The 24,913-nt window shown below is 54.7% G+C and carries 20 protein-coding genes; 10 read left to right on the top strand and 10 right to left on the bottom strand.

Annotated elements, in window-relative coordinates; genetic code table 11:
* Positions 1 to 32 precede the first annotated feature (32 nt).
* From HZS52_RS12075 to HZS52_RS12060, 4 genes are all read left to right on the top strand, one after another.
* Positions 33 to 2,459 (top strand): circularly permuted type 2 ATP-grasp protein, encoded by a 2,427-nt coding sequence (locus HZS52_RS12075; protein WP_190374848.1) that lies wholly within the window; start codon positions 33 to 35, stop codon positions 2,457 to 2,459.
* Entirely contained in the window at positions 2,456 to 3,322 is an 867-nt protein-coding gene (locus HZS52_RS12070) for a transglutaminase family protein (RefSeq protein WP_022522531.1), read from the top strand. Before HZS52_RS12075 ends, HZS52_RS12070 begins: the two co-directional genes overlap by 4 nt.
* 61 nt (positions 3,323 to 3,383) lie before the next feature.
* Entirely contained in the window at positions 3,384 to 3,809 is a 426-nt protein-coding gene (locus HZS52_RS12065) for a hypothetical protein (protein WP_190374847.1), read from the top strand.
* A gap of 93 nt (positions 3,810 to 3,902) precedes the next feature.
* Positions 3,903 to 5,627 carry a potassium/proton antiporter gene (locus HZS52_RS12060; RefSeq protein WP_041158258.1) on the top strand — a complete coding sequence of 575 codons (1,725 nt, stop codon included), beginning with the start codon at positions 3,903 to 3,905 and terminating at the stop codon, positions 5,625 to 5,627.
* A 45-nt stretch (positions 5,628 to 5,672) separates the two neighbouring features.
* On the opposite strand, the gene HZS52_RS12055 is transcribed toward HZS52_RS12060, so the two are convergent.
* The gene (locus HZS52_RS12055) at positions 5,673 to 6,386 is read right to left on the bottom strand and encodes a DUF3581 family protein (protein WP_009288206.1); all 714 of its coding nucleotides are present in this window, start codon (positions 6,384 to 6,386) and stop codon (positions 5,673 to 5,675) included.
* 109 nt (positions 6,387 to 6,495) lie between these two features.
* Between HZS52_RS12055 and HZS52_RS12050 the strand changes: the two genes are divergently transcribed.
* Entirely contained in the window at positions 6,496 to 9,513 is a 3,018-nt protein-coding gene (locus HZS52_RS12050) for an AsmA family protein (RefSeq protein ID WP_190374846.1), read from the top strand.
* 17 nt (positions 9,514 to 9,530) lie between these two features.
* Here HZS52_RS12050 and HZS52_RS12045 read toward each other — a convergent pair whose 3' ends face one another.
* On the bottom strand, positions 9,531 to 10,247 hold the full coding sequence (locus tag HZS52_RS12045; protein ID WP_190374913.1) for a trimeric intracellular cation channel family protein: 717 nt from the start codon (positions 10,245 to 10,247) through the stop codon (positions 9,531 to 9,533).
* A 174-nt stretch (positions 10,248 to 10,421) separates the two neighbouring features.
* Between HZS52_RS12045 and HZS52_RS12040 the strand changes: the two genes are divergently transcribed.
* The 3 genes from HZS52_RS12040 to HZS52_RS12030 all read left to right on the top strand — a co-directional run bounded on the left by HZS52_RS12040 (position 10,422) and on the right by HZS52_RS12030 (position 14,017).
* A complete protein-coding gene (locus HZS52_RS12040; RefSeq protein WP_190374845.1) occupies positions 10,422 to 10,916 on the top strand; it encodes an NfeD family protein in 495 nt (164 codons plus the stop codon).
* 2 nt (positions 10,917 to 10,918) lie between these two features.
* Positions 10,919 to 11,971, top strand: coding sequence for an SPFH domain-containing protein (locus HZS52_RS12035; protein WP_190374844.1), 1,053 nt, complete (start codon positions 10,919 to 10,921; stop codon positions 11,969 to 11,971).
* A 246-nt stretch (positions 11,972 to 12,217) separates the two neighbouring features.
* Positions 12,218 to 14,017, top strand: a complete 1,800-nt coding sequence (locus tag HZS52_RS12030; RefSeq protein ID WP_190374843.1) for a GGDEF domain-containing protein — start codon at positions 12,218 to 12,220, stop codon at positions 14,015 to 14,017.
* 20 nt (positions 14,018 to 14,037) lie between these two features.
* On the opposite strand, the gene HZS52_RS12025 is transcribed toward HZS52_RS12030, so the two are convergent.
* The 6 genes from HZS52_RS12025 to HZS52_RS12000 all read right to left on the bottom strand — a co-directional run bounded on the left by HZS52_RS12025 (position 14,038) and on the right by HZS52_RS12000 (position 20,572).
* Positions 14,038 to 15,360: a DUF2252 domain-containing protein gene (locus HZS52_RS12025; RefSeq protein ID WP_190374842.1), complete on the bottom strand. Its 1,323-nt coding sequence runs from the start codon at positions 15,358 to 15,360 to the stop codon at positions 14,038 to 14,040.
* Positions 15,361 to 15,450: 90 nt separating this feature from the next.
* Positions 15,451 to 16,944, bottom strand: coding sequence for a sodium:solute symporter family protein (locus HZS52_RS12020; protein WP_190374841.1), 1,494 nt, complete (start codon positions 16,942 to 16,944; stop codon positions 15,451 to 15,453).
* Positions 16,937 to 17,164, bottom strand: a complete 228-nt coding sequence (locus HZS52_RS12015; protein ID WP_027960159.1) for a hypothetical protein — start codon at positions 17,162 to 17,164, stop codon at positions 16,937 to 16,939. Before HZS52_RS12015 ends, HZS52_RS12020 begins: the two co-directional genes overlap by 8 nt.
* 11 nt (positions 17,165 to 17,175) lie before the next feature.
* Positions 17,176 to 18,597 carry an amidase gene (locus tag HZS52_RS12010; protein ID WP_190374840.1) on the bottom strand — a complete coding sequence of 474 codons (1,422 nt, stop codon included), beginning with the start codon at positions 18,595 to 18,597 and terminating at the stop codon, positions 17,176 to 17,178.
* 149 nt (positions 18,598 to 18,746) lie between these two features.
* Positions 18,747 to 19,658 (bottom strand): LysR family transcriptional regulator, encoded by a 912-nt coding sequence (locus tag HZS52_RS12005; RefSeq protein WP_190374839.1) that lies wholly within the window; start codon positions 19,656 to 19,658, stop codon positions 18,747 to 18,749.
* Positions 19,659 to 19,936: 278 nt separating this feature from the next.
* Positions 19,937 to 20,572, bottom strand: coding sequence for a glutathione S-transferase family protein (locus tag HZS52_RS12000; protein WP_190374838.1), 636 nt, complete (start codon positions 20,570 to 20,572; stop codon positions 19,937 to 19,939).
* A 148-nt stretch (positions 20,573 to 20,720) separates the two neighbouring features.
* Between HZS52_RS12000 and HZS52_RS11995 the strand changes: the two genes are divergently transcribed.
* Together HZS52_RS11995 and HZS52_RS11990 are read left to right on the top strand one after the other, a co-directional pair.
* A complete protein-coding gene (locus HZS52_RS11995) occupies positions 20,721 to 21,704 on the top strand; it encodes a helix-turn-helix transcriptional regulator (protein WP_190374837.1) in 984 nt (327 codons plus the stop codon).
* 115 nt (positions 21,705 to 21,819) lie between these two features.
* Complete coding sequence (locus HZS52_RS11990) at positions 21,820 to 23,340, top strand: sensor domain-containing diguanylate cyclase (protein WP_190374836.1); 1,521 nt, start codon at positions 21,820 to 21,822, stop codon at positions 23,338 to 23,340.
* Between the two features lie 8 nt (positions 23,341 to 23,348).
* Here HZS52_RS11990 and bluB read toward each other — a convergent pair whose 3' ends face one another.
* Together bluB and HZS52_RS11980 are read right to left on the bottom strand one after the other, a co-directional pair.
* Entirely contained in the window at positions 23,349 to 24,026 is a 678-nt protein-coding gene (gene bluB / locus HZS52_RS11985; protein WP_190374835.1) for a 5,6-dimethylbenzimidazole synthase, read from the bottom strand.
* 57 nt (positions 24,027 to 24,083) lie between these two features.
* Entirely contained in the window at positions 24,084 to 24,839 is a 756-nt protein-coding gene (locus HZS52_RS11980) for an NAD(P)H-dependent oxidoreductase (protein ID WP_190374834.1), read from the bottom strand.
* Positions 24,840 to 24,913: the final 74 nt, after the last annotated feature.

The raw sequence follows: 24,913 nt of genomic DNA, 5'->3' as shown, positions 1-24,913 counted from the left end.
TCCGCCTCCTACTGCTTAGGATTACAAGGATAATGACGGCCCCTGTCTCTCCCTCACTTCTCGCGCCCGTGGCTAACGGGCTCGTTGAGGATTACTTACACCAGCTAGGCAAGGGACAGCCCGGCACGTTCGACGCCATGCTCGATGGCCAGGGGCAGTTACGCCCTGGCTGGCAGAGCTTACTCGGCTCATTGGAGGGCCTGGGCCCGACGGGTCGTCACCAGCAGCATGACGAGATTCAGCGCCTACTGGCTGAAAACGGCGTAATTTTCAATATGCATGATGAAACCCAGGGGCGTTCGTGGCGGCTCGACCCGCTACCCTGGGTGATTGATGAACCACAGTGGCAAGCATTAGAAGCGGGGCTAATCCAGCGCAGTCGTCTGCTGAGCGCCCTCTACGACGATATCTATGGGCCCAAAACGCTCTTTGAGGCTGGACTACTCCCCACCCAAGAGCTGCTTGCCTCAGCGCATTTATTACTGCCCTGCCACCAGTCGCTGCCCAATGACCGCGCGCCGATTATTTTCCACGGTGTGGATGTGATTCAGGATACTCAGGGCCAGTGGCGGGTGTTGGCAGACCGCCTACAGGCGCCATCCGGTACTGGGCTTGCGCTCGAAAACCGTATACTGATGGCCCGCGCCCTGCCGGATATGTATCGCAATGCGCCCTTAAAGCGGCTAGCGGGGTTTCTTGACCTACACCACCGCACGCTGATCGCCATGGCCTATCAGCATCGCGATAACCCCACGCTTATCTTATTAACGCCGGGGCCGGGGAGCCCACGCTATTTTGAGCACGCCTATTTAGCCAATTACCTCAATATTGCACTGGTAGAAGGCCAGGATTTAGTCGTACGCGATACCCAAGTATGGCTGCGCACCCTGGGCGGTCTACAGCCAGTCGATGTGATACTGCGCCACTGCGACGACGCTTACTGCGACCCGCTGGAACTGCGCGGCGATTCGCAGCTGGGCGTACCCGGGCTACTCCAGGCCATGCGCTCAGGCGGCGTGGCGCTATCTAACGCCTTGGGGGTAGGCATTTTGGAAGCCCCGGTGTTAGCGGACTACTTACCGATGCTGTGCGAGCATCTTCTGGGTGAGACCCTGCTGCTGCCCAACGTCAATGCCACGACGCAGCCAGCCACCGCGCCGGTTTTTGATAGCCACCTACAGCGCCTGGAGCCCACCACGCTCAACCTACGCTGCTTTGTAACACGCACCCCCAATGCCACTGCCAAAAGCAGCACTGCTGCTAAAAATAGTGCGGCTGGCGAGTACCAAGTAATGCCCGGTGGTTTAGCTTGGGTTGGCGAACCTGGCTTGCCATCACTCAGCAGCACCATCGTTAAAGATGTCTGGGTTACGGCAGCCTCTCCTCAGCCCCATGTCAGCCAGCTCCGCCAGGCCCGCGGCCCGGTGGTGGCCACCCGTGACGGCACCGACCTACCCAGCCGAGTAGCCGAAAGCCTGTTTTGGTTAGGCCGCTACGGCGAGCGCTTAGACACCCGCGCGCGACTGCTGCGTGAAGCGCTAATGAGGCTAATGGAGTACGACCAGGATGAGATCGCCGATCAGCTGCTCGATGAACTTCTGTTGGCACTGGATATCACTACGCTAAACGAAGAGGATCAACAGCGTCTACAGGCACCGCTGATTGGCTTTGATCTAAAGCGCACTGCGCTGCTGGCCCAGTTTGATGACGTAGACCCTCAGGCCTTACAGCCCCTTTTTGCACAGCTAATGCGCAACGCACGCAGCGTGCGCGACCATTTAGGCGACGACTCCTGGCGGGTGGTGCACCAGCTGCGTCAGCGCATGGCCACCTTCAACCCAAGCTTGGGGGCCAGCGCGGCACGGCGCGCTTGCGAGGGGCTGTCTGCTCAGCTAGCCGCCTTCTTCGGGCTGTGTAACGAAACCATGCCCCATCACTACGGCTGGCGGTTTATGGATATTGGTCGCTTCCTGGATCGCGTACTGGGACTGCTCTCGCTGCTCAAGCTCACCCTCAATGCGCCGCACTCGCCGGGGCTGGCGTTGTGGGAAGTCGTGCTCGCCACCACCGATAACTTTACCGCCTATCGCCGCCGCTACCGCAGTGAGCTTCACCCTGCGGCGATTCTCGATCTACTGCTGTTCGATGAAACCAATCCTCGCTCGGTGGGCTATATGCTCAAGCGTATTGAACGACAGATGGATCGCCTGCCGGGCAGCTCATCGCCCTACCGTAACGCCGAACGGCGGCTATTAATTCAGGCCAATGCGGCACTGCACCTGGCCGACATTGATCGCTTAAGTCATCTAGCCGATACACCGGAGGCACAGGATGCCTTAGAGCAACTGCTGGATGCTTTAATTGACCCCTTAAGCGCGCTTTCTGAAGCCATCAGTCAGAGTCATTTCAGCCACGTGGAGCGGCCACGCCAGTTAGTCAGCATGGAGCCTGATGCATGAACTACACGCTGCGCCATACCACCCGCTACCACTACAGCGCCCCCGTGACGCTGTGCCATAGTGAAGCTCGGGTGCTACCACGTAAAACGCCGCATCAGCACTGTGGTGCCTCGGAACTGCAGATCAGCCCCACGCCGCAGGTACAGATGGAGCGCCGCGATGTATTCGGCAATCGAGTGCTCTATTTCGCCATGGAGGAAGTTCATCAAACCTTGGATGTCACGGTGGTAACGCAGTTGAGTACACACCCCTTAGCAGCGCTACCCACCACCTCAACGACGTGGGAACAAGTCGCTCAGCAGCTTAGCCAGAACAACAGTTTTGACATTCAACTTTACCGCCTCGACTCACCGTTTATTCGCCGTAATGATGAGCTGGCCACCTTTGCCCACAGCTGCTTTACCCCAGGCAGGCCAATAGTCGAGGCGACTCTCGCGCTCAATGAACTGATTCATCAAACCTTCGAGTACGACCCCAGCTTTACCACACTCGCAACGCCGCTAAGCGAAGTACTCGCCAACCGGCGTGGTGTCTGCCAGGATTTTGCTCATCTCGCGATTGGTGCATTGCGTTCGGTAGGTCTTGCTGCGCGCTATGTCAGTGGCTATTTGGAAACCCAGCCCCCGCCCGGGCAGCCACGCCTGATCGGCGCAGATGCTTCCCATGCATGGTTGGCGACCTGGATTCCCGAATGGGGGTGGCTGGCGCTTGACCCCACCAATGGCACCGTGGCCAGTGAACAGCACCCTGTACTGGCCTGGGGGCGAGATTACGCCGACGTAGCCCCGCTAAAAGGCGTCATGAACGGGGGCGGCGAACACCGCCTGGAAGTCGAAGTGGATGTCATGCCACTGGTGGGCTGATGCAAACCAACCCCACCTAAGGTATAACAGATACATAGCTGGCTTGTTCAAGGAAGACCCGATGCAGCAAAGGGATGGTGATGGTAAAAACGTCGGGCATGCGCCTCTCTGGGCATCCCAGATCCTGCTTTTGGGCTGTTTTCTGGTCTTGCTATCGGGTGCCGTCGAACAGTTTTACAAGCCACATTTCACCGAGCTGCAACAGACCGATGAAAGCCTGAAAAGTCTTTCGAGTCACTACGCTTTCGCGCCACTCCCCACCAAGCTACGAATAAGAAACGCTGCCACCAAGCGGCAGGTAGATAAAGAGCTTTTGAAGGCCATCGAATGGTCAGCCGACGATCCCCCTCCCGTTAGCTTTTTCGCCTCGCTGCATTCAGCTATCTCCCACCAGGCAATTCTTGGCCGTGTCGTTTCAAACGACACCAGCGGCTGTGCCCTCCTTCTTCCTCCTGGTCGGGCACCGCCTATCCTCGCAAAGAGCTAACTACGTAGTTGTTCAGTTATTCATTAGTGGCACCGCTTTAGAGACACGCTGCCACTCAAACTATCAGCACCTTTTTAGAAGGGTTCTCCGTTTATGTTTCCCGTTGACAAGCTCATTTTACTTGCTGCGATTTTGATATTGGTGGGCATTGTATCGAGCAAATTATCTGCCCGCCTTGGCTTACCTGTCCTGGTTCTGTTCTTGGTCATTGGCATGCTGGCCGGTGAGAGTGGTATTGGAGGGATCGCCTTCGACAACCCAGCGGGGGCACATGCCCTAGGCACGCTGGCGCTGGCAATGATCCTCTTTGACGGCGGGCTTCAAACGCCTACCTCATCGATTCGAAAAGTCTGGAAACCCGCCTCCCTGCTCGCCACTTTCGGGGTGTTGATCACGGCTCTAATCACCGGCGTGGCAGCCGCCTACATTCTCGACTTACCGCTGCTGGAAGGCCTGCTACTAGGGGCTATCGTGGGCTCCACAGATGCCGCAGCGGTATTTTCGCTGTTAAGAAACGCCGGCATACATATCAATAAAAAACTGAAATCCACGCTAGAGATCGAAAGCGCCTCAAACGACCCGATGGCTATTTTCCTTACCGTCGGGTTGCTGGAAGTGCTGGTCAATGGCATGAAACCAGGCACGGGGCTGCTTGAGCTTTTCGTCATGCAGATGGGCGTAGGGGGCCTGGTAGGGCTTGGCGTAGGATGGGCATCGGTCAAGATCATTAACCGCATCCATCTGGTGGCCTCGGGCCTTTACCCGGTAATGGTGGCCGCGTGTGGCTTCCTTTCCTTTGGTATCTCAGCCAACGCAGGGGGGAGCGGATTCCTGGCCATTTTCCTGACCGGGGTGTTCATTGGCAACCACCGTATCGCCTTTCAGCGCAGCACATTCCTGTTTCATGATGGGCTCGCCTGGCTAAGCCAGATCGTGATGTTCGTGGTATTGGGGCTGCTGATAAACCCGGTGTCTCTGCTGGATGTATGGCTGGAAGGGCTGGTGATTGCTGCGGTACTGATTTTGGTTGCCCGGCCAATCGCCGTGTTGCCGGTCATGAAACTGTTCGGCTTCAATGCCCGTGAAGCCAGTTTAGTGGCCTGGGTAGGCCTACGTGGCTCCGTCCCTATTATCCTGGCTATTTTTCCGCTGATGTTTGGGCTGGAGGGTGCAGAATTAATCTTCAATGTGGTGTTTTTCGTGGTGCTGATCTCGGCAACCATTCAGGGCACCACTCTGCCAGTGGTGGCCCGCAAGCTGGGATTGACTGAAAAACCGCCAGCGGTACCAGCGGCCAGCCTTGAGATTACCGCGCTGGAAGAGGTAGATGCCGATATTGTGGAGTACACCCTGAGCGACCATCCACGCGCAGCGGGTCGGCGGCTTTCACAAATGGCACTACCCGATACGACGGTCGTCGCAATGATTACCCGGGGTAAGGACGTAATTCCCCCGCGAGGCTCGACAGAGCTAATGGCTGGCGATCACCTGTTCGTGGTGCTGCGTCCAGAGACGAGACCGTTTATCGACTGTGTCTTTTCAGATGCGGTGGGCGTGGTCAGTGACGAGCTGCCCGATCAGGAGCTGAAGCTCAAGGGCAGTACCAGGATAGACGATTTACGCCACTCGTATGGCGTGTTGATCGAAGGGGAGGATGGCCAGACGACTCTCGATGCGCTGCTGCGCAATACACTCTCCAGCCAACCGGAGATAGGCGACTCACTTCAGCTCGATGGCATCATGCTGGCGGTACTGGCGACACTCGGTGGCCGTATTACCACGGTTGGCTTGACGGTGCAGGACAAGCCTGACCAATAAGCGTCTTATCCATACTTAGCCTCGCAAGAGGCTAAGTACCAGTGTTCAAGTCGAGGCCGTCTCGTAAGCGGCCTTGAGACGATAGAACTCTTCTACAATAGCGGCCATTTCATCGGCGTCATAGTCACAAAGGCCGCTCACTACGAGCTTTTTGGAACCCACCCCTACGGCCTCTCCGGCGGACTCAATAGAGAACTCCAGCAGTGCATCGGCGCGTTTACCGTGAACCTCCAGCGAAGAGTGGTTCAGCGTCAAGCCCGGTGCAAAACCATCCAAGCGCTCGAGTGAAAACCCCATGCTATCGTAGATCACCAGTGGACGTTTGGGGTTAAACATGACCCCGTGCTCTTCCATCAGCGGTTTGAGATAGTGCGGAAAGTTTTTGCCTGAAAACGCGACATAGCAACGCGCAAAGGCTTCCACCACCGCAGGATCGTGGGTAATGTCACCACTACGCACCACCTGTAAGTAACATTTTCCGCTCTCATCGCAGACATGAAGTGCACCGTTGTCTGCTTCGCTAAACTTAAGCGGTGTATCAGCGCCCACCATGTTGGTGAAGCGAAATTCCATTTGCCGCGACAACCCAAACTTTGTGAGTATCAGTACAAACAGTAGATCACCGGGCACACAAAAACGGCGTGCATCCGGATTATGAATAGGGTTGTAGTCACCCGCCACGCCTTTGGCGAAGCGACTGGCCTGCTCTGCGGAGATCACTACATACTCTCCGCGCTGCGCGTAAAAATCCTTGAACATGGCGTTTGTTGCCTGCCTAGCGTTGAAATCGAAAACCCGTCACTGCCCAACGCCGCGCATAATGCCATAAAACACGCCCCAACAGGAGTTATCTGCTAGGGAAGCCACTATGTCAGACGCGAACACTCGTAAAAATCGCCTACCTCGCCTGCTGCGAAGGGCGTTGGTTGGCCTACTGTTTATCCTCTTTACCTGGGTGGCGGGCAGCTATTGGCTGCTTAACAGCCAGTGGCTGCCCGAGCGCATTTCACAATTCGAGGGCATCGACATCCGCTGGGAGCAAGGCGTTAGCCGCCACCCAGGCCGCTGGGAAGTAGAGGGACTCTATCTCGCTCGTGAAGATGAAGCACTGCCCATCTCAATTGAAGCCGAACGCGCCACCCTTTCGCTCTCGCTAATGGCTCTATTACGCGGCGAACTGCATATCGCCACACTCGATGCCGAGGGTATTCGCCGCCTGACCGTTGGTGACATCGCGCTTGAAGCTGACGGCCAGCTGCAGGTAACGGAGACCACGCTAAGTCGCGACACCCTAGCGATTCCTAACGTTTCCCTCGCCATTACCAATGGTCGTTTAGTTCGCTTGAGTGATCAAGAGACCTTAGTGCGTGATATTAACCTTAACGCTGATGCAACGCTCAATTCGATAACTCCTGTCGACGCTACCAGCGGCGAGCTGAACCCCAACCTACTAGCAGCGCTCTCAGCGCAGCTTCAGTTGGATGCCCAGGCGGATGCCTGGAATGTCTTTATGCCCTACCTAGGCACCCTGCCCTGGCTAACCATTGAAGGGCGCGGGGCGCTAACTGGAGCACTGGAGCTCACCGCAGGAGAATTACAGCCCGGCAGCAAGCTTATACTGAACGCGCCCCTGCTACGCTTAGCGATTGATGAGCAACGTTTACATGCGCCGACTGACTCGCCGCGCTGGATACTGGCGGATACCCCTCCGCCTCGTCACACGGCTACGGGCGAGGGCCAAGTGCGCTTGTCGGTTGAGAACGATCAACTGCATTTTTCAACGCAGCTGGCCGATGTTGAGCTAGCCGACACGCACCCTTACGCAGAGCATACCGAGCTACGCCTTGCTACCCAAATTCCTAATCAGCGACTGGATCAACTCGACCTTCCCACCTCAGCGACACTCGCCTTGCAAGGTGATATCACCCGCCTGGATATGCTGGATCGATATCTTTCGCCCGGTATAGGAGAACGGGGGTCTGAAGGAGAGAGTTCTGAAGGACAGGATTCTGAAGAAGAGAACTCTGAACTGGAAGGCATCAGTCTTTCCGGCCATGGGCAAATTGAGGCCTCTGCCAGCATTCGCCAATCGCGCCTTTTTGATGCCCAACTAAGTATTCAAGCAACTGAGTTGATGGCAGATACGCGTGGTTTCATTGCCCGAGGTGGCGGCTCACTAGATGCCCAGCTAACGCCACAAGAAATAATCGAAGCAACGCTTAACTTTGCCAACGCCACGCTGCACCACCAAAAGCGTCTGCTGCTTGACGATGCCGCTATCAACGTCTCGGTATTGAGCCCAGCTGATCCAGACAAAGCCCGCGAAGAAGCATCCGCGACATTGAGCTGGCAATCCGCGCAACTGCCTAATATCAGCGTTTTACAAACCTACTTAGGCGCCATTTTACCTGACCCCGCGCCACTGCAGTTGCTTAGCGGGAAAGCCGCAAGCCACGGCCAGCTCACCATGGCGTCAAAACAGCTCAGCGGAGAGATACATTTAGCCGGAAACGGGCTTACCACACGCTGGCAACATGGCGAACAAGTCGGCACGTTAACCAGTGATATGCAGCTTTTCCTGCCTATTCAGCAGGCAGCAATGGATGGCTCAACGCTGAACATCAGCGGCACCCGGTTGAGCTGGCAAGTGGCCGATATCGACCAACCGAGCGAACGCTTAGAGAGCATATTGGTGCTAAATGATGGCCGCTTTCAACGCAGAGGTGACGTACCAAGCGGGCAATTTTCACTCGAGGGAAGCGTGCAACGGCTAGGCTTTTTAAATGCGTTTTTGCCTGACGCCCACGGTTTAGCCATCGCGGGTGAAGGACAACTCTTTTCTCAGGGCGCCTTTCGCGATAACCGCTTGCTGGCACCCACTCGGCTTCGGGTCAACGCCGACCAGTTAGAAGTCACGTTTTTAGATTATCTCGCCACCGGACGCGGCGAGCTCACCGCCCAGTTGGATAGCACCGAGCGGGCCCAGCTCTCGCTTGGCATCCCCCGCTTTGCCTTGAGTCGCCAAGGCGATGATAGCCCGCACCTGGAAGGACGCCACTTTGCTCTCACCACGCAAACCGAGCGCTTTAGCGATGTGCTTGAATCTCCACAGCCCGAGCACTTCACCACGCGCATCGCGCTGCCGATTACCGAGGTACCCGACTTCACCCGTTACAACCGCTACCTGCCCGAAGGCGCGGGTGTTAGGTTGCTGGATGGGCAAGCCAGCCTGGAAAGCGAGTGGCAGTTGGAAGGATTAAATGCACAGGGCGAACTAACCCTGCGCGCCTTCGGCGCAGAGTTAGCGCTGTTGGATCAGCAGCTTCGCGGCGACGTTCATCTCGACTTACACCTAACCGACGGCGACCTGGAAACGCGTCGTTTTAACGCAGATGACTCATTCTTACGCTTGGAGAACGTTAGCCGACAAAGTGAAAATGGCTCTGCCGATGCCGGTTGGTGGGTAACGCTTTCCATGTTGGATGCGCAATTGGCGTGGGAAGATCCTATTCGTCTCGTCAGCCAGCTCCGCCTTGAGATGCGCGATACCGGTTTACTCGCCCGGCTATTTCTCGCACGCGCAAGGGATAGCGACTGGTTAGGGCGACTGCTAAATGTGCACGACATCGAGGGCACGGCGCAGCTAGAGATCAGCGGCAAGCAGATCAGCCTTAGCGACTTGACGCTCACTGGTGGCCCGCTGCTGCTGCTTTCCGATGTCGCTCTGGCAGACCGCAGCGCAAACGGCGCGCTCTATGCCCGCCTTGGCGCGCTTGGATTAGGGGTTGAACTTGAGGACAGCGAACCAACCTTGCGCGTTATTCAACCTCGCCGCTGGTTTGACCGCTGGCGGGAGACGAACCGTTCCCTAAGCCCTAATAATTAGCCTCTAATGATTAGCCCTTAGCGTTTTCTGCGCTCACGGCGAATTATCCTCACTCGCTCTTTAGCCTTTTGCGGTGTAGAGAGCGGTGCTGCCGCCTCATCATGGGTTTTCGGCGGCACCGTGACCCAGGCAAACACCGGCAGCGCCAAGTGCCAATGGATCGCCGCCAAACGCAGCCCGAGGGTAACGCTTAGTGAGGCGCCAATAGCCATGGTTAGCGGCGCCTCCAGGGCATGCAGCGCCACATAAACAACCCCACCCGCCATCGCTGCCGTCGCATAAACTTCTTCGCGAAGCACCATGGGCACTCGTTGGGCCAATACATCACGTATCATGCCACCTGCGACACCGGTCATCATGCCCATCAAGACCGCCACCATGCCCGAGGTACCCAGTAGAAGCGCTTTATGGGCACCAATAACCGTGAACAGCGCCAGCCCAAACGCATCGGCAATCGGCAAAAAGCCTCGCGACAGCCGGTGGATATAGTGGAAGCCCATCAACGACACACTTACGGTGGCTAAAATCACCCACAGGTAGGTTGGATCCGTCACCCAGAACACCGGCCTTACACCGAGCACTAAATCACGCAGCGTGCCTCCACCAATGCCGGTCACCGCTGCCAGCACCAGCATACCTATAGGATCCATGCGCGACCGGCACGCCAAAATCACGCCCGAAAGCGCGAACACGATGACACCCGCCATATCCAGCCAATAGACCACGCCCGACAACACGCCCTTCTCCTTTATGCTCACTACCTTTAAAGGCAGGCAGGATAGCACCCTTCAGAGGATATGCTCGCACCAAAAAACACGCTTGCGACCTAAGCAAGATAAGTTCACATAATTAGGTTACGCTGACCTAATTGTCATTAACACTTGCATTCACGACGGAGTAACACTGCTATGGACTGGAGCCCGGCTTATAGCTGGCTGGTACTCGCCTTACTATTAAGTTTGGCAGAGCTGACTTCTGGCGCGATGGTGCTGCTAGCGCTGGGTATTGCAGCTGCGCTAACAGCGGCCGTTACAGCGCTAGGATTAACGCTTCCTTGGCAACTGCTTAGCATGGCTATTTTTACCGGGGTACTGCTGCCAATATGCATTATGGTCATTCGCCCGCGCTTCTCCCCCCGCGGCGTTGCTTATGGCACAACAGGCACAGGTGTGGAAAAAGGTAATCGCTACACTACTCTACGCCGGGATTTTGATGATGCCACGGGCATTAAAGTCAACGGCGATTTCTACCGCCTGCGCGTACTTGAAAGCGGTGAAACCGAGCTACCCAGCGGTACGCTGGTCATATTTAAACGATTTGAAGGCACCACTGCGCTAGTCGCATTACATCAGCCTGAAGACACAGCCTTTCAAGATGACAATTCCCAACGCAAGGAGCCTTAACCATGGATCTACCTATAAGCCCCGGCTTATTAATAAGCCTCATTATTGTCGTGATCGCAGTACTGATCATCTCTAAAGGTCTGATTATTATTCGCCAATCGGAAGTCATGGTGGTTGAGCGCCTAGGGTCTTTTCACCGCGTTTTAGAGAGCGGCATTAACATCATTATTCCATTTATCGAACAGCCCCGAGCGATCACTATGCTGCGTTATCGCAAAATGGGCGAGGAGTACACCGCTATCACCTCCGACGAAACCCGCATTGACCGCCGCGAAACGGTGATGGATTTCCCCGGTCAACCGGTCGTCACCACCGATAACGTCACCGTTCGTATCAACGGCGCGCTCTACTACCAAATCATCGACCCCAAGCGGGCCGTCTATGAGGTAGAGAATATGAGCCAGGCCGTCGAAGTACTGGCGAAAACCACGCTACGTTCAGTGGTTGGTAAAATGGAACTGGATAAACTCTTTGAATCCCGTGCGGAAGTGAATAATGAGATTCAGGCCGCGATGGAAGAGCCTGCGTCCAAGTGGGGGGTCAAAATCTCCCGTGTCGAAGTACAGGATATTGCCATGCCGGAAGAGGTGGAAACCGCAATGCGCTTGCAAATGGCCGCCGAGCGTAAACGCCGTGCCACCGTCACCGAGGCCGAGGGGGAAAAATCAGCGGCGATTGCCATGGCCCAGGGCCAACGTGAATCCTCGATCCTCAACGCTCAAGGTGACAAAGAGTCGGCCATTCTACGTGCCCAGGGTGAGCAGGAGTCTATTAAACTGGTGCTTAGTGCCATTGGCGATAGTGAAGAGAATAAGCGCACCGTAGTGGGCTACCTGCTGGGCCAGAGCTATATCAAGGTACTACCCAATATGGCGAAAAATGGTGAGCGAGTATTCGTACCCTACGAGTCCTCTGCTCTGCTTGGCTCAATGGGCATGTTCCGCGAAATGGCCGGCTCACCAGAAGATACTGTCGCAAATCACCTTAAAAGCCGTAATCACGGTGACAGTGATTTTCGCAGTGGGCTGGTAGGCGGAGCCGCTAGCGGTAACTAAAAGCGTACTTGAGTATTTATATGCTTTGCAAAGCCTGGCCCGAGTAGCCAGGCTTTTGGGTTAAGTGCAGGAAGCTAACCGCTAGCAACCGTTGAAGAAAACATCACCTAATTAAGGCTCATATTCGTTAGACTCTACGCTTAATGCTCAACCTCACTTTTATTGTGCACGTAGCGTCGTTAGTGATGGCCCCTATGTGGCACTTATTAATAGCAAGATCGCGACCAAGAGATTAGGACGTTCACCATGCCGCCTAGTGGGTTCGCCATTCGCCGAAGCACTCTACTGCTCTTAACGCTTGCGTTACTGTTGGCATATTCAGGCTACCTACTAGCTGATACCTCTCCCAAACCGCTCCATAATTGGGAGTATCGCTGGGGCGACTCTCCTTACGATGCCGATAGCCATCCTCAATGGTTGCAAAGCGACTCGACAGAGTGGCAGTCGATTGACTCTCCTTCGAACCCGCCTGGCCGCAACGGGCACGAACACCTCTGGTTACGCACGACAGTGCCCGCCGGTGATTGGAACGATCCAGTACTTTTTATCACCAGTATCAATTTGATTGGGCAAGTTTATCTAGGCAATGAACTGATCTATCAATATGGTGAATTTGACGAACAGGGAAAAGGCGATTTTGCGGGCTGGCCCTGGCACATGATTGACCTACCAGAAAATGCCGCCGGTCAGACGCTCACCTTTCGCTTTTACTCTTACTACACCAGTATTGGCTTATGGGGCCAAGTCCAGGTAATGGAACGCATTGAGGTTTTAAAGCAAATTATCCATGAATCTGCTCAGGATCTCGGTGTGAGTGCTTTGGTATTGGTGCTCGCTATCCTGGCCACCATTTTCGCGTTAATAGGCCCCGAACGCCGAGGTTTCGGGTCTATTGCGTTGTTTGCCTATGCTTCAGGGCTAATGCTGCTTGCGGAGACCCCAGCCCGTCAACTCATTGCCGATGGGCCATTGGCCTGGGACACACTCCGAGCAGCCAGCTACTACACCCTGCCGGTGGCACTGGGGTTGTTACTCAGCTATTGGTTGGAGGGCACCGCTAAGCTCTGGATAACTCTCCTTTGGGTTATTCACTTGGTGTATCTGGTGCTGGCGATTGGTTTGGTTCAATTGGGCGTGCTTAGCCTGTCATTAACCTTCCCCATTTTTGATGTCATGCTGGCCTTAACGCTCCCCGTAATGCTGGCACTTGCGCTCATGCGCTTTCAAAAACTCACCCTTGAACAACGGCTTCTGGTAGTAAGTTTTACTTTTTTTGCCCCGCTGCTACTCGCCGATATGGTGGTCGCCCACGGCTTTGTGAGCTGGCGCATCGTACCCTTGAGCTACGGCACACTGGCTTTTTCTTTAGCGAACGCGGCTATTTTTCTGTGGCACTACCGGCATACACAGCAACAGCTTGCCATGGCCAATGAGACTCTAGAGCAGCAGGTGGCAGCGCGAACCGCCGACCTCGACCGGTTAGTTCAAGAACTGGAAGGGCTATCACGCAAAGACCCGTTAACAGGCTTGCACAACCGACGCCATTTCGACACGACATTCGAGCACCATTGCCAGGGAGTTAAGCAGCATGACAGTCAACTCTCTGTGCTAATGCTGGATGTGGATCACTTCAAACAGATTAACGATGATTTTGGTCATGATGCAGGAGATGCCGTGCTGGTCGAAATCGCCCTGTTATTGCGGCACCACCTAAGAGATTTGGATGTGATCTGTCGCTTTGGGGGCGAAGAATTTGTTGCCTTGCTACCGGCTACCTCCCGAATCGCTGCCGAGACGCGCGCAAAGGCGCTGTTAACATCCATTGCTCATCAGGCATTTATTCATCAAGGCTCTTCTCTGCGGAAAATCACGCTTTCCTGCGGTGTCGCAACATATCCTGATCACACTCAAGACCCTAAGAAATTGCTGCGCCTTGCCGATGAAGCGCTTTATCAAGCCAAGCACAGCGGCCGTAACCGCTGTGTAGTATGGGAAGAGACACTTGAAGAGCAGGGATTTATGCTCGGTAGGCAACAGCCGCAATAACCACTCATGGTATTGGTTAATTAAGCAGCCCTCGACGCCAGAAAGTGATCAATAAACACAGCGTAATCCTGCTCTGTGCAGTCGGCGTAAGCCACCGCCAGTGTTGTAACCACCTCAACAAACAGGTCTTCACGTCCTTTTAATCGTTGGCAAACAGCCTTGGCAAAGCGTGTTGAGTCACCCTGGTTAAGCGCCTGGGCACCGCGCAGGTGTTCACGGGCGAGAATTTCCCCCCACTGCTTTGCCAATTTTCGATATGACTTATCGCCAGAAAGCTTATGGGTCGGAAAGTCTTTCTTGAACGGCGAGCGCTCACGCACCGAAAACACCTTTCCGTTCATGGTTAGCCAGCCGAGATAGGCATCTGGGTGCTCAGCAATGGCGTGGAAGGCAGCTGCATGACGGATGGCTTCGTTAGGAAACAGCTTACGCCACGCCTGCTGCTGTTTTTTATCCATTAATCGAAATGCTTCTGGAGGTACCTGCTCTTTAACGTCCAGGATGATGTCATCGTGCTCGTGCTCGACACCGCCTTCAATCAAGACGTAATAGCGTTCGACACCCAACGAACCGGTGCCTGCATCCAAACGCCGTGCCGTATCTTTGACGCGAAAATGGTGGGGATCGCTCTCTTTAATAGCGTGTTGCAGCGTTTGCTGATACTCCTGCTCAATTAAGCGGCGTAGTTGGCTGGCCACATCTGCAGGCAGGTTAGCGAGCTTGCCAGGCCGTTCGGAGAACTGGCGGCCTTTCTGCTCATCTAGGGTCGTCCACTTTTCGAGCATCCGCGCACGACTCTGCTTATCGGCGACTTTACTCATAAAAGGCTTAAGCAGGCCCTTTGCACTATCAAGGGTCACGGCGTGCACGGGCTTACTATCAACGTGATCGACCAGCGTTTGGTAATAGCCCTCTATTAACTTTTTAAGCGCTTTATCAATCGCTTTGGGATCCAGCTCAGCATTTTCACGAGCATCTAATACGACGCTGATAGCCAGCCGCCACAGATCATATTGGTAATCGCCAATCAGCGCATCATCGAAGTCATCCATGCCGTAGCGCACTTGGTCGTCGTGGTGACCATAAGCGCCAAAGTTATAGACGTGAGCGTCGCCCTGCAACCAGGTTTGGGTCTCCGGCCAGCCGCCAAACAGGGCAAACCGCCAATCGTGCCATACATCATTCCAGTACAGATGATTACTGCCGCGATAAAAGCGGTAGGGCGACGCAGCCATTTTGGCGTACTTGGCTTGGCGGGTGGCCGTTGGTAAGGTGTTATTCGCCTGGTGGGTAGCCTCAATCACCTGCTGAGGGCGGTTATGTCCAGTCAATGCATGACTCATCGAATTGCCTTTATTGATGCAAAAAACGTTGATGCAAAAAACACTTTAGTACAAAGGTAGTCGATAACCATGAATAGATTAAGTCAGCACTCACACCGCAGCTCGACGTCCCCGTTGGGTAAAACCTCGTGGAGCGGCAATACGAAAGAAGCGCTCCACCACCTCAGCATGGGTAGCAGGGGTCATCAATGAGACGGCGACAAATACCGGCAGATTGAGCATCAATCCCCAGAAGCCCGCGTGAATACCCATTGGGTGTGGCCAAAGAGTCGTAAACGCCACGGTAATCAGAAAGCCCGCTACGATACCCGCCATTACACCCAAGCGAGAAGCCCGCGGCCAGAAGAACATGCCGATAAAGGCAGGCAGCACCTGGGAGGCAAACCCGAGCCCCACTAACAGAATCATTACCAAACTGCCGGGCTCGGCAATTGCGAGCGGCGCGACCACGAAGAACATAATGGGCAGGATCAGCAGCCGCGCAAGTTTTCCAGTAACGCCATCCGAGAGTTTTAACACCGGCTGAAGCACATCTTTGCTGAGTGACAGCGATACCGAATGAATAAACGGCTCGCTGGAAGACATTGAGGCTGCCAGGGTTCCTGCGCCAAGCAATCCTACTAATACCACCGGCAAGTGCTGCATGGCGTACTCAAGTACCACGGTATCGGCCCGAGCCAGCTCAGGCAGCGAAAAAATGCCGATGAAGCCTACAACAACCATAGGCAGAATAACCACGTAATACGTGGGTAGCCACGTTGCGCTGCGACGAATAGTACGTGCCGAGGAGGCGCTCATCCACTGCGTCCACACCGGCGGCATAAACGAAAACATCGAAACGATGATCGAGGTCGTCCAGAAGCTAAAGCTCATATCGCCGCCTGCGCCTGGCAGAGTGAGAAACTCGCTATGCTCCGTTTGAATGCGTTCGAATACCCCGGCAAAGCTCAGCCCGCCGGTAGCGCTGTGCACAGCCCAGAGACCGACCGCCCAGGCAACAATCAGCATTAACACGCCCTGAAACGCATTGGTACGCCCAATCGCCCGCTGCCCGCTGGCGTAGAGATAAACGGCTATGCAAGCCAGTACCAGCACGACCCCCAACCAAATCGGAATCAAACCGCCGCTCATCACAAACAGAATATAAGCCGAACCTATGGTCTGCAGCACCGCATAAGCAATGGAGCCAATCGCCATGACAATTGCCGCCAGTGCGCCCAGGGCGGGGCTCTGGTAGCGGTCAGCAATGGCGCTTGCCTGAGTTACGTGACCAAACTGCTCACCGAACTGCCACACTTTAGGGCCGAAATACCAAGCGACCAGCGCTAGATACGAGAGGTAAATCGCCACATAAAACACCGCCACCCCTTTGGAATAAGCCCACCCGGGCGCTCCCATAAAGGTGTAAGCACTCACACTACCGGCGGCAATAAGCAAGTAAAGCGTCACCGGCCCCATGCTGCGGCCCGCTACACCCCACTCCTCCAAGCTATTCATGGAGCGCCCTGCTCTGGCGCGTAGGCCAATCACCATGGCAATAGCGACATAGGTCAAGGTAATCAATAGTGGCCAAGGGCTATTCATGGTCGTCTCGCTCCACAATACGATTGCCGATCAGCATCACCACTACGCAGGCAAAAATCACCAGGTAGCTCCACACTACTAACAGAGGCAAGCCCATCACTAAGGTGGCTCTGTTTACCCAACCAATCACCGGCCACGTTCCCGCCAGCACCAGCACCACAAACGCAATTAACAGCCCCCAGCCCGCCCGGGAGGTAGGCAGTACCAATAAACGTTCCATGAGTGTTCCTCTTATTTAACTGCAGAGTTAATCACTGGCAGCATCGGCCAGCGCGTGGGCAACGCCAAACGCGTTTCTAGCTGCCTTGCCAGTTTCAGCACAAAGTGATCTCCAAAGCGCGGGCCAACCAACTGCACACCTATCGGCATATTGACGGAACTAGCGGAACGGCTAAACCCAGCATTAAGCGAGATCGCAGGCTGCTCGCCCATATTCCACGGCACGGTGTAAGCAATGTGCTCAAAGGGCCGACGCGGATCATTGGTAGGCGATGGCCACTCAGCTGGGAAGGCGATATTGGGTGTGGTGGGTGAAATCACCGCATCGACCTCATCAAATACGGCTTCGGTGGCGCGTCGCATCGCCATGGTTTGCTGAAAACCGTGCACTGCTTCTACGCCACTTAAGTGTGCACCACCATCGGCCCAGGCTAAAATGGCAGGCAACACTTGCTCACGCTCGTTAGCCGAGAGCTTTAACAGCTCGCCCCACTGACGGGCCTGCCAGAAGTGATCCAGTCCCTCTAACATTTCGCGGGTCAGCACTGGCGCCATCGGCACCAGCGTTGCCCCAGCGGCTTCCAACTGCTTTGCAGCCTGTTCCACGTGGTGGCGAATCTCATCATCCAAAGGTAACCCGCAGCCCGCCTCCATCATCACACCCACTCGCAAACCTTTAACGTCGAGCTCCAGATCCATCCAGTCAATCGTGTCCGGCGGCAGACGCATCGCATCGCGTCGATCTGTGCGGGCAAGCGCCGTCATCATCAGCGCGGCATCCGCTACGCTTCGGGTCATTGGCCCGGCACAGCGGCCTACATAATAAGGGTCTATCGGTACCCGGCCCAAAGTGGGCTTAAAGCCGACGACGCCGCACCACGCCGCAGGAAGGCGTATCGAGCCACCAATATCGGTGCCCACATGCAGTGGCCCAAGCCCAGCAGCGGCGGCAGCGCCCGCGCCCGCACTTGAACCGCCGGTATTACAAGCTAAATCCCATGGATTGCGGGTCAAACCATGAAACGACGAGAGCCCGGATGAGAGCATGCCAAAGTCGGGGCAGGTCGTTTTCGCCAGTAGCAGAGCGTTATCTTCTGCTAAACGCGCCGCCGGAGGCGCATCTTCGCTGGCAGCGGCCTGCTCACCAAGCCCCGTTCCCACCGGCACTGGCATGCCTTGGGTGGCAATCAACTCTTTGAGGGTGACCGGCACACCATCTAAAGCACTGCTTGGCTGCCCCCTAGCCCAACGCTGGGTGGAGGCTTCGGCTGCTTTAATGAACGCATCAGGTTGATAGGCATACAGCGCATTGATGTGCGGCTCCCAGGCGTCGATATGCTCAACCAAGGCGCTGGCTACTTCAGTTGGCGAGAACCTATAAGCTCGGTAGCCATCTATTAATTGGGTGGCGGTGAGTTGGTGTAGTTCAGGCATCACATTACCTTTTGCTGTTGTTATCAGGCTGACGTTATCAACAGGCTCAGCATGAACCCACACCGTGTCTTCTGCTATTTCAATCTTGACCGCAGCGTGTCCACTTTTTGTGTGCACTCTATTCTTTCAGGTTCTTCTTTCAATATCTTTCAAGATGACGGAGATTGCAGTGTTTGTAGGGCACTTGCCAGCAGCGAAAGGCACGCCTCGGTGGCAAAGCTACGCTGGCGATGGCGATAAACGCAGAGATCTACCCGCGCTGCTTCAAGCTCTGAAGAAGCCAAGGGAATGCTAACGAGTTGACCTAATTGGCACTCCCGAGCTACCGCCATCGGTGGCAATACCAGAACACCTGCACCGTTAAGGGCGAGTGCTTTTTGAGTTTCCAGTGAAGCGGTTCTAAAGGTGGGGGCCAGAACTATCCCGGCCTGATGAGCGGCGCGCTCCAGCGCTTGGCGCACGCCATAAGATTCATCAGGCAGGATCAGCCGGTGCGTTGCCAGGGAGTGAAGACTCACCTCAGAAGCTGCGGTCAATGGATGGCTTGGAGCCATCACTGCATGGTGGTGCAACTCGGCGCTAGCAAAGGGCACAATGTCATCATGGCGGGGCATAAAGAAGGACAAGCCAATATCGGCATCGCCTCGGCGCAGCGCCTCCACCATTTGGCTAGCGCTGACGATCCCGATATCAAAACTCAAATGGGGATAGCGCTGCCCCATCTTGGCTAACGTAGGCGCTAGCAAGCCAGCGACAACGCCTTCCGCCACCTGCAAACTGACCCGCCCAGTTCGCAAGCCCTTCAAATCGGCAATATGTTCCTGCACCCGCTCTAGGTCACGGAGGGTACGCTGCGCCTGGGCAGCCAACAACTCCCCCGCCGCCGTCAGGCTAATGCCGTTGGGGCCACGCTCGATGAGTGGTGCGCCAAGCTGGTGTTCCAGTAAATCGATCTGGCGGCTAATCGCTGTGGGGGCAATATGCAGTTGGGCGGCAGCTTGGCGCAGCGAACGACACCGGGCCACAGTATCGAAATAGCGTAATGCGCGGCCACTGATCATAAGCGCCCCTTAAAGCCCCAGCTGCCGCGATTAGGGGCGTCGGGTCTTAGCCACTGGAGGGTGATATCGCTTTGCATGAATGGCGCCCTATCTTATTTAGCACAGGCGAATACAGTAGCGATATATGGGTAGGCTGGCCAGCGCCGATACCTTCCGCACACGCCGCTAGCCAGAGGCTTTACCGCTATTATCTGTAGCAAAAACTGCAACCAGATAGGGTTCATCTACCTTGAAAGCAATTGCCAACTTAATACAAAAGCGGCAATGCAATTAAGCCATCAGACGGACAAAGGCTTCATTTTCTTAGCCAGTTCATCGTCCAACTCATTGGCCCGCTTGGCTGCTGGCCTGCTTTCCATACGCTCTATGTAATGCTTAAACACCTCTTTTGGTGGGATATTCTCCTGCATTGTTTCCCACCAGAGATAACTGCTAACCAATATATCTGCGGCAGTAAACTGATCGCCGCAAATATAAGCGTTTTCACTGAGTACTTTTTCAAGCGTATTGATACTGTCTTCCACTTGGCCACAACCAACGGCCTGTATGTTGCTGCTGTCGATTTTCCAATTGTAGGCCTTTGCACTAGTAGCCATTTCAAACGGACCCGCCATAAAAAAAAGCCAGCGATAATAAACTCCACGTTCGGGAGATTGCGGGGGTGGTGAAAGCTTTTTATCCGAAACCTGATCCGCCAGGTACGCGCAGATAGCCGCCACTTCCGTCACAACAGTGTTGCCATGTTTGATGGCAGGCACCTTGCCCATGGGGTTTATGGCCAAGTAGTCCTCAGATTTCATCTCTGAATCGAACTCCATCGCCTTTACCGAGTAGTCTATGCCTATTTCTTCCAACATCCAGCGCACAACGCGCCCGCGGGACATAGGGTGGGTGTAAAACGTTAGCTCTGACATATTAGGCTCCTTTTTCAGTCAATTTTCCGGTGACACAAGGTACTGCCAGATCAGATTAGTTTGTTAATAGGTGAGAATCCGCCCTAAATAAAAGCAACAATGCATTTTTCTGCAAGACTTTAACGATGGCTTCAGTAGGGAGGCAGTAATGGCAGGCCCCACAACACGCGTACTTGCGGTGCTTGAGTTGCTGCAAGCTAATGGCCAAATGGGCGGCGCTGAATTGGCCGAACGCCTGGGCGTGGATCGGCGCACTATACGGCGATACATTACGGCGCTGGAAGATATAGGCGTGCCGATAGTGACCGAGCAAGGGCGCTACGGTGGCTACCGATTGGTGGCTGGCTTCAAGCTGCCACCCATGATGTTTACCGACGAAGAGACATTCGCCGTTTCGTTAGGCTTATTGGCCGCTAGCCAGCTGGGACTAACAAACGCAGCGCCCGCCATTGCCAGCGTACAAGCGAAGCTCGAGCGAGTGATGCCAGCTAATTTAAAAAGCCGTGTTCGCGGTATCAGTGAGACCACTCAGGTGATCTTACCCCGGCGCGAACCCAGCCGTGATGACCGCGCCCTTGAGACGCTGACTAAAGCCACAGAGACCATGCGAACCGTGGGGCTTACCTACCACTCCCCGCAGCATGATCCGATTGAGCGTCAGATCGACCCCTACGGGCTAGTTTTCCAACAAGGTAGGTGGTATGCCGTCGGTTTTTGCCATCTACGGGGAGCCATGCGCTCATTTCGGTTAGATCGTATCAGCGGCGTGCACCTACTCTCAGGCACCTTCATACGCCCCACCCGCTTTGATGCAGCCGATTTTTTGAGCGAAAGCCTCATGTCCTGGGGCCCCACTCATGAAGTATCACTGGTGCTACACATTGATCATGCCGCGTCCGCTGACTTTGAGAACCAATTTTTCTGTACAGGTCAGTTCGAACAGGTTGAAGGTGGACTAATGCTCCATACACGCACGGATAATTTCGAGTGGTTTGCCTATTGGCTGGCACAGCTCCCATTTCAATTTACCATCCTCGAACCAGACGGCCTCAAAGAGGCGCTTCGCAAACACGCAAACCGTTTACTAACAAGTTGCGAGTGCGCTTTATCAAATCCAGTAGATGTGCCCTGACACTGTCTAAAACCTAAGAGCAAGTAAGGCTCTATTCGCCTGACTTGAGGATAAGGCTTCTTAACCTCTTAGATGCTAGTCTGTTACTCAAACAACTCAGAATACAGACTCACGAATGCAATCTTCTTTGAGACGCATACACCGTCTTGCATTGGCGACAATTGCCCCGCGAATTTTTGCCTTTTGCCATACCTTCGGACTCACCGTATGGATCGCCGTGGTAGAAGGCAGCGGCTGGACACTTATTCTGCCCGGGATTTTGCTGCTGCTATGGCCCGGCATTGCCTATGCGCTTGCTGTAAGCGCCCAGAACTCCAAGCGTGCCGAGTTCAGAAATCTTCTCTATGACAGCCTGCTATTTGGTTTTTGGTGCAGCGTGCTGGATTTTTACGCTTTAGGCACCATCACCATTGGGCTTGCCTGTTTGATGAACAATTTAGTGGTCGGCGGGGTACGGAAGATGCTTATTTCAGCCGTACTTTTCACAACCGCAGCCTTAATTGGAAGCGCCTTAACGGGATTCAAGTTTCGCCCCTATGTGAGCAACAATTTAGACATCTACCAATGGACGGGGGCAATCGTCTATTTTCTAACCATAGGCCGCATAACTTACAGTCAGAATCGTCAGATCGGCCGCAGCATTGGCGAGATTCAGTTTCAGAACCGAGTCTTTCACGCGCTGCTTGATCTCGGGACGGTGGCAAACCGTGCGACCAATATCCATACCCTGCTGGATGACTCCTTAAACCACCTACACTCCCATTTCCCCGACTACGGTTTTGCTGTTTTTGTACAAGAACGACAACGTTGTGAAGTAACACGCTACGCGGCTGTTGCGGGACTAAGCCCAAAGGATGAACAGCGTCTAAAGCATCTATTGGCCAGCGTTCATAGGCAAAGAGTACAGCCGGGCACACTGCCACAAACAGACGAAGGCGAGAACCTATATGTCATGTCCATGGAAGGCCGTCTAAGCTTGTACGAAGGCTGGCTGATCATGAAAGCTCCCAGCCGAGAAGACGGCTTAGAGCAAATACTTTCCCTCTTTGCCGACCAACTGGCGGCCGCTACCGAAAATAAATTGCTACATTTGGAATTGAAGAAAACGGCTGAGCGTGACGGACTCACCGGCCTTTATAACCGCGGTTTCTTGGAAGCCGCGCTACAAATGAGCATTCAGGGCAAGGCGCAGACGCCGAGCCTGGATTTTGCTGTATTGATGATGGACGTCGACAAGCTTAAGGAAGTGAACGACCATTATGGCCATGTTGCAGGCGATCAACTGATTTCCAGCGTTGCCAAGTACCTGCAACTTCACTGCAGGGACAGCGACATACTTGCACGCTGCGGTGGCGATGAATTCGTCATTCTATTTCCTTCTGCCGACTTGACGGCAGCCAAGCGTATGGCCAACTTGATCAGAGACAATTTGCCTGAACAGCGTTGCATTATCGACACCGCTAGCGGTGAACGTGAAGAACTGACGCTTCATTTGAGCTTGGGATTCGCCAGCTCCAGCGAAGTGCCTGCCTTACAGGTATTTGCTCTGGCAGACCAGCGCATGTACGAAGACAAGAACCAGCGCCGCAAGCAAAGAGTAGATGACTTGGGCACAGCGAGCTGGCCCCCCTTATAAAAACTTCCTCACAAACCACTGGCAAGCGGTTGCCCCCACTTATCGCCATGTACTAGTTCACTTAATGGCAAGCGAGAGCGCCAGCCTTTGGCTTCAAGTTCTGGCTGGTCTAAAAAATCGCTCACATAGCCAAGGCAGAGATACGCCAAGGGATAAACGTGCTCAGGCAGGTTCAACGCTGCGCTTAGCTGTTCTTGGTCGAGAATACTCACCCAACCAACGCCAATACCTTCTGCCCGCGCAGCCAACCAGAGATTTTGTACCGCGAGACAAGTGCTGAAAAGATCGGTATCCACAATACTATTCCGCCCCAGCACGTGAGGGCCGCCCCGGCTTCGGTCACAGGTAATACAGAGATTAAGCGGGCTCTCCATAATACCTTGCAGCTTAAGGCTGCGATAATGCGCTTGACGCTCGCCTTCAAAGCGTTCGGCGGCCTTCTGATTCTCCTGCTCGAACATCGCCAGCACTGCTTCTCTGACGCTGCGACTTTCAATCACGATGAAATCCCAGGGCTGCATAAATCCCACTGAAGGCGCATGATGCGCAGCCTCCAAAAGGCAGGCCAGTACATCAAGAGGTATCCTGTCGGGCAGAAATTGCGAGCGCACGTCGCGCCGCTCATGTATGGCGCGGTAGAGCCCACGGCGCTCAGCATCGGAAAAACGGTAGTTCGAGGTAGTCATGGCGCTGATTGGGCCTTTTGCTGATCTGTTTTATAGACAGTACGAGTCTACACGAGCTCAGCCTAGCCGCCATCTCAGCGGGTTTGTTTGGCGTAAAACGCCATCTTCGTCCCAGTCATCCCATCCGGTAAAGGGGATGGGCAGTTCGCTGTCCAAGTTTCTCAGACGAGCTACCCAGGCCGCTTTGCAGGCCTCTAGGTGACCAATGATGTCAGCTTCCTCTTGGTAACGAATACCGCCACCTTGAACGCCGTAACCCACCTGAGGCGTCAGCACGTCAAAGCCAACATAATACAACGATGCGTGTATGGGCCACAGCCAGTGCACCATATTGCCAGCTCGGCCAAAAGGCTGAAATGCTTTCTCCGGTGAGCCCGTGGTGACTGATAGCATCGCCTTCCTACCGCGATAGTAGCCTCTGTCGTAACGCATGCGGCTTGTATAGCGCCCGCCATACACCAACACCCGATCAAACCAGCCTTTCAAAATGGCAGGCTGGGCGTGCCACCATAAGGGAAACTGGAAGATCACCAAGTCAGCCCACTCCAACCGCGCCAACTCCCGCTGGACATCCTGCGGTAATGTGTTTTTCTCGTAGTGAGCCCGCTGCTCATTGAGGGGATAGAAGTAGTCCGACGCCACGGCGCTATGCGGATATTGCTCAGGGCGCTCCACCGGATCAAACTGCTCAGCATAGAGATCATCCACTTCCACTGTATGCCCCTCGCCCACCAGCTGTTCTACCACCTCATCCACTAGGCCGCCATTAAACGACTTGCGTTCAGGATGAGCCAAGACGATCAACACATTCATTCTTCGCTTCCCCTATTGATTGGTTCAACGACAGACTAGCCTGTTCAAATACGCTCAAACATTCGCGGAAAATG

It is taken from the genome of Vreelandella titanicae (genome assembly GCF_014697095.1).
In the GTDB taxonomy this organism is placed as follows: Bacteria; Pseudomonadota; Gammaproteobacteria; order Pseudomonadales; family Halomonadaceae; genus Vreelandella; species Vreelandella titanicae.
Note: the sequence above shows the minus strand (reverse complement) of the source record. Positions and strands in the feature narration are given on the sequence as shown.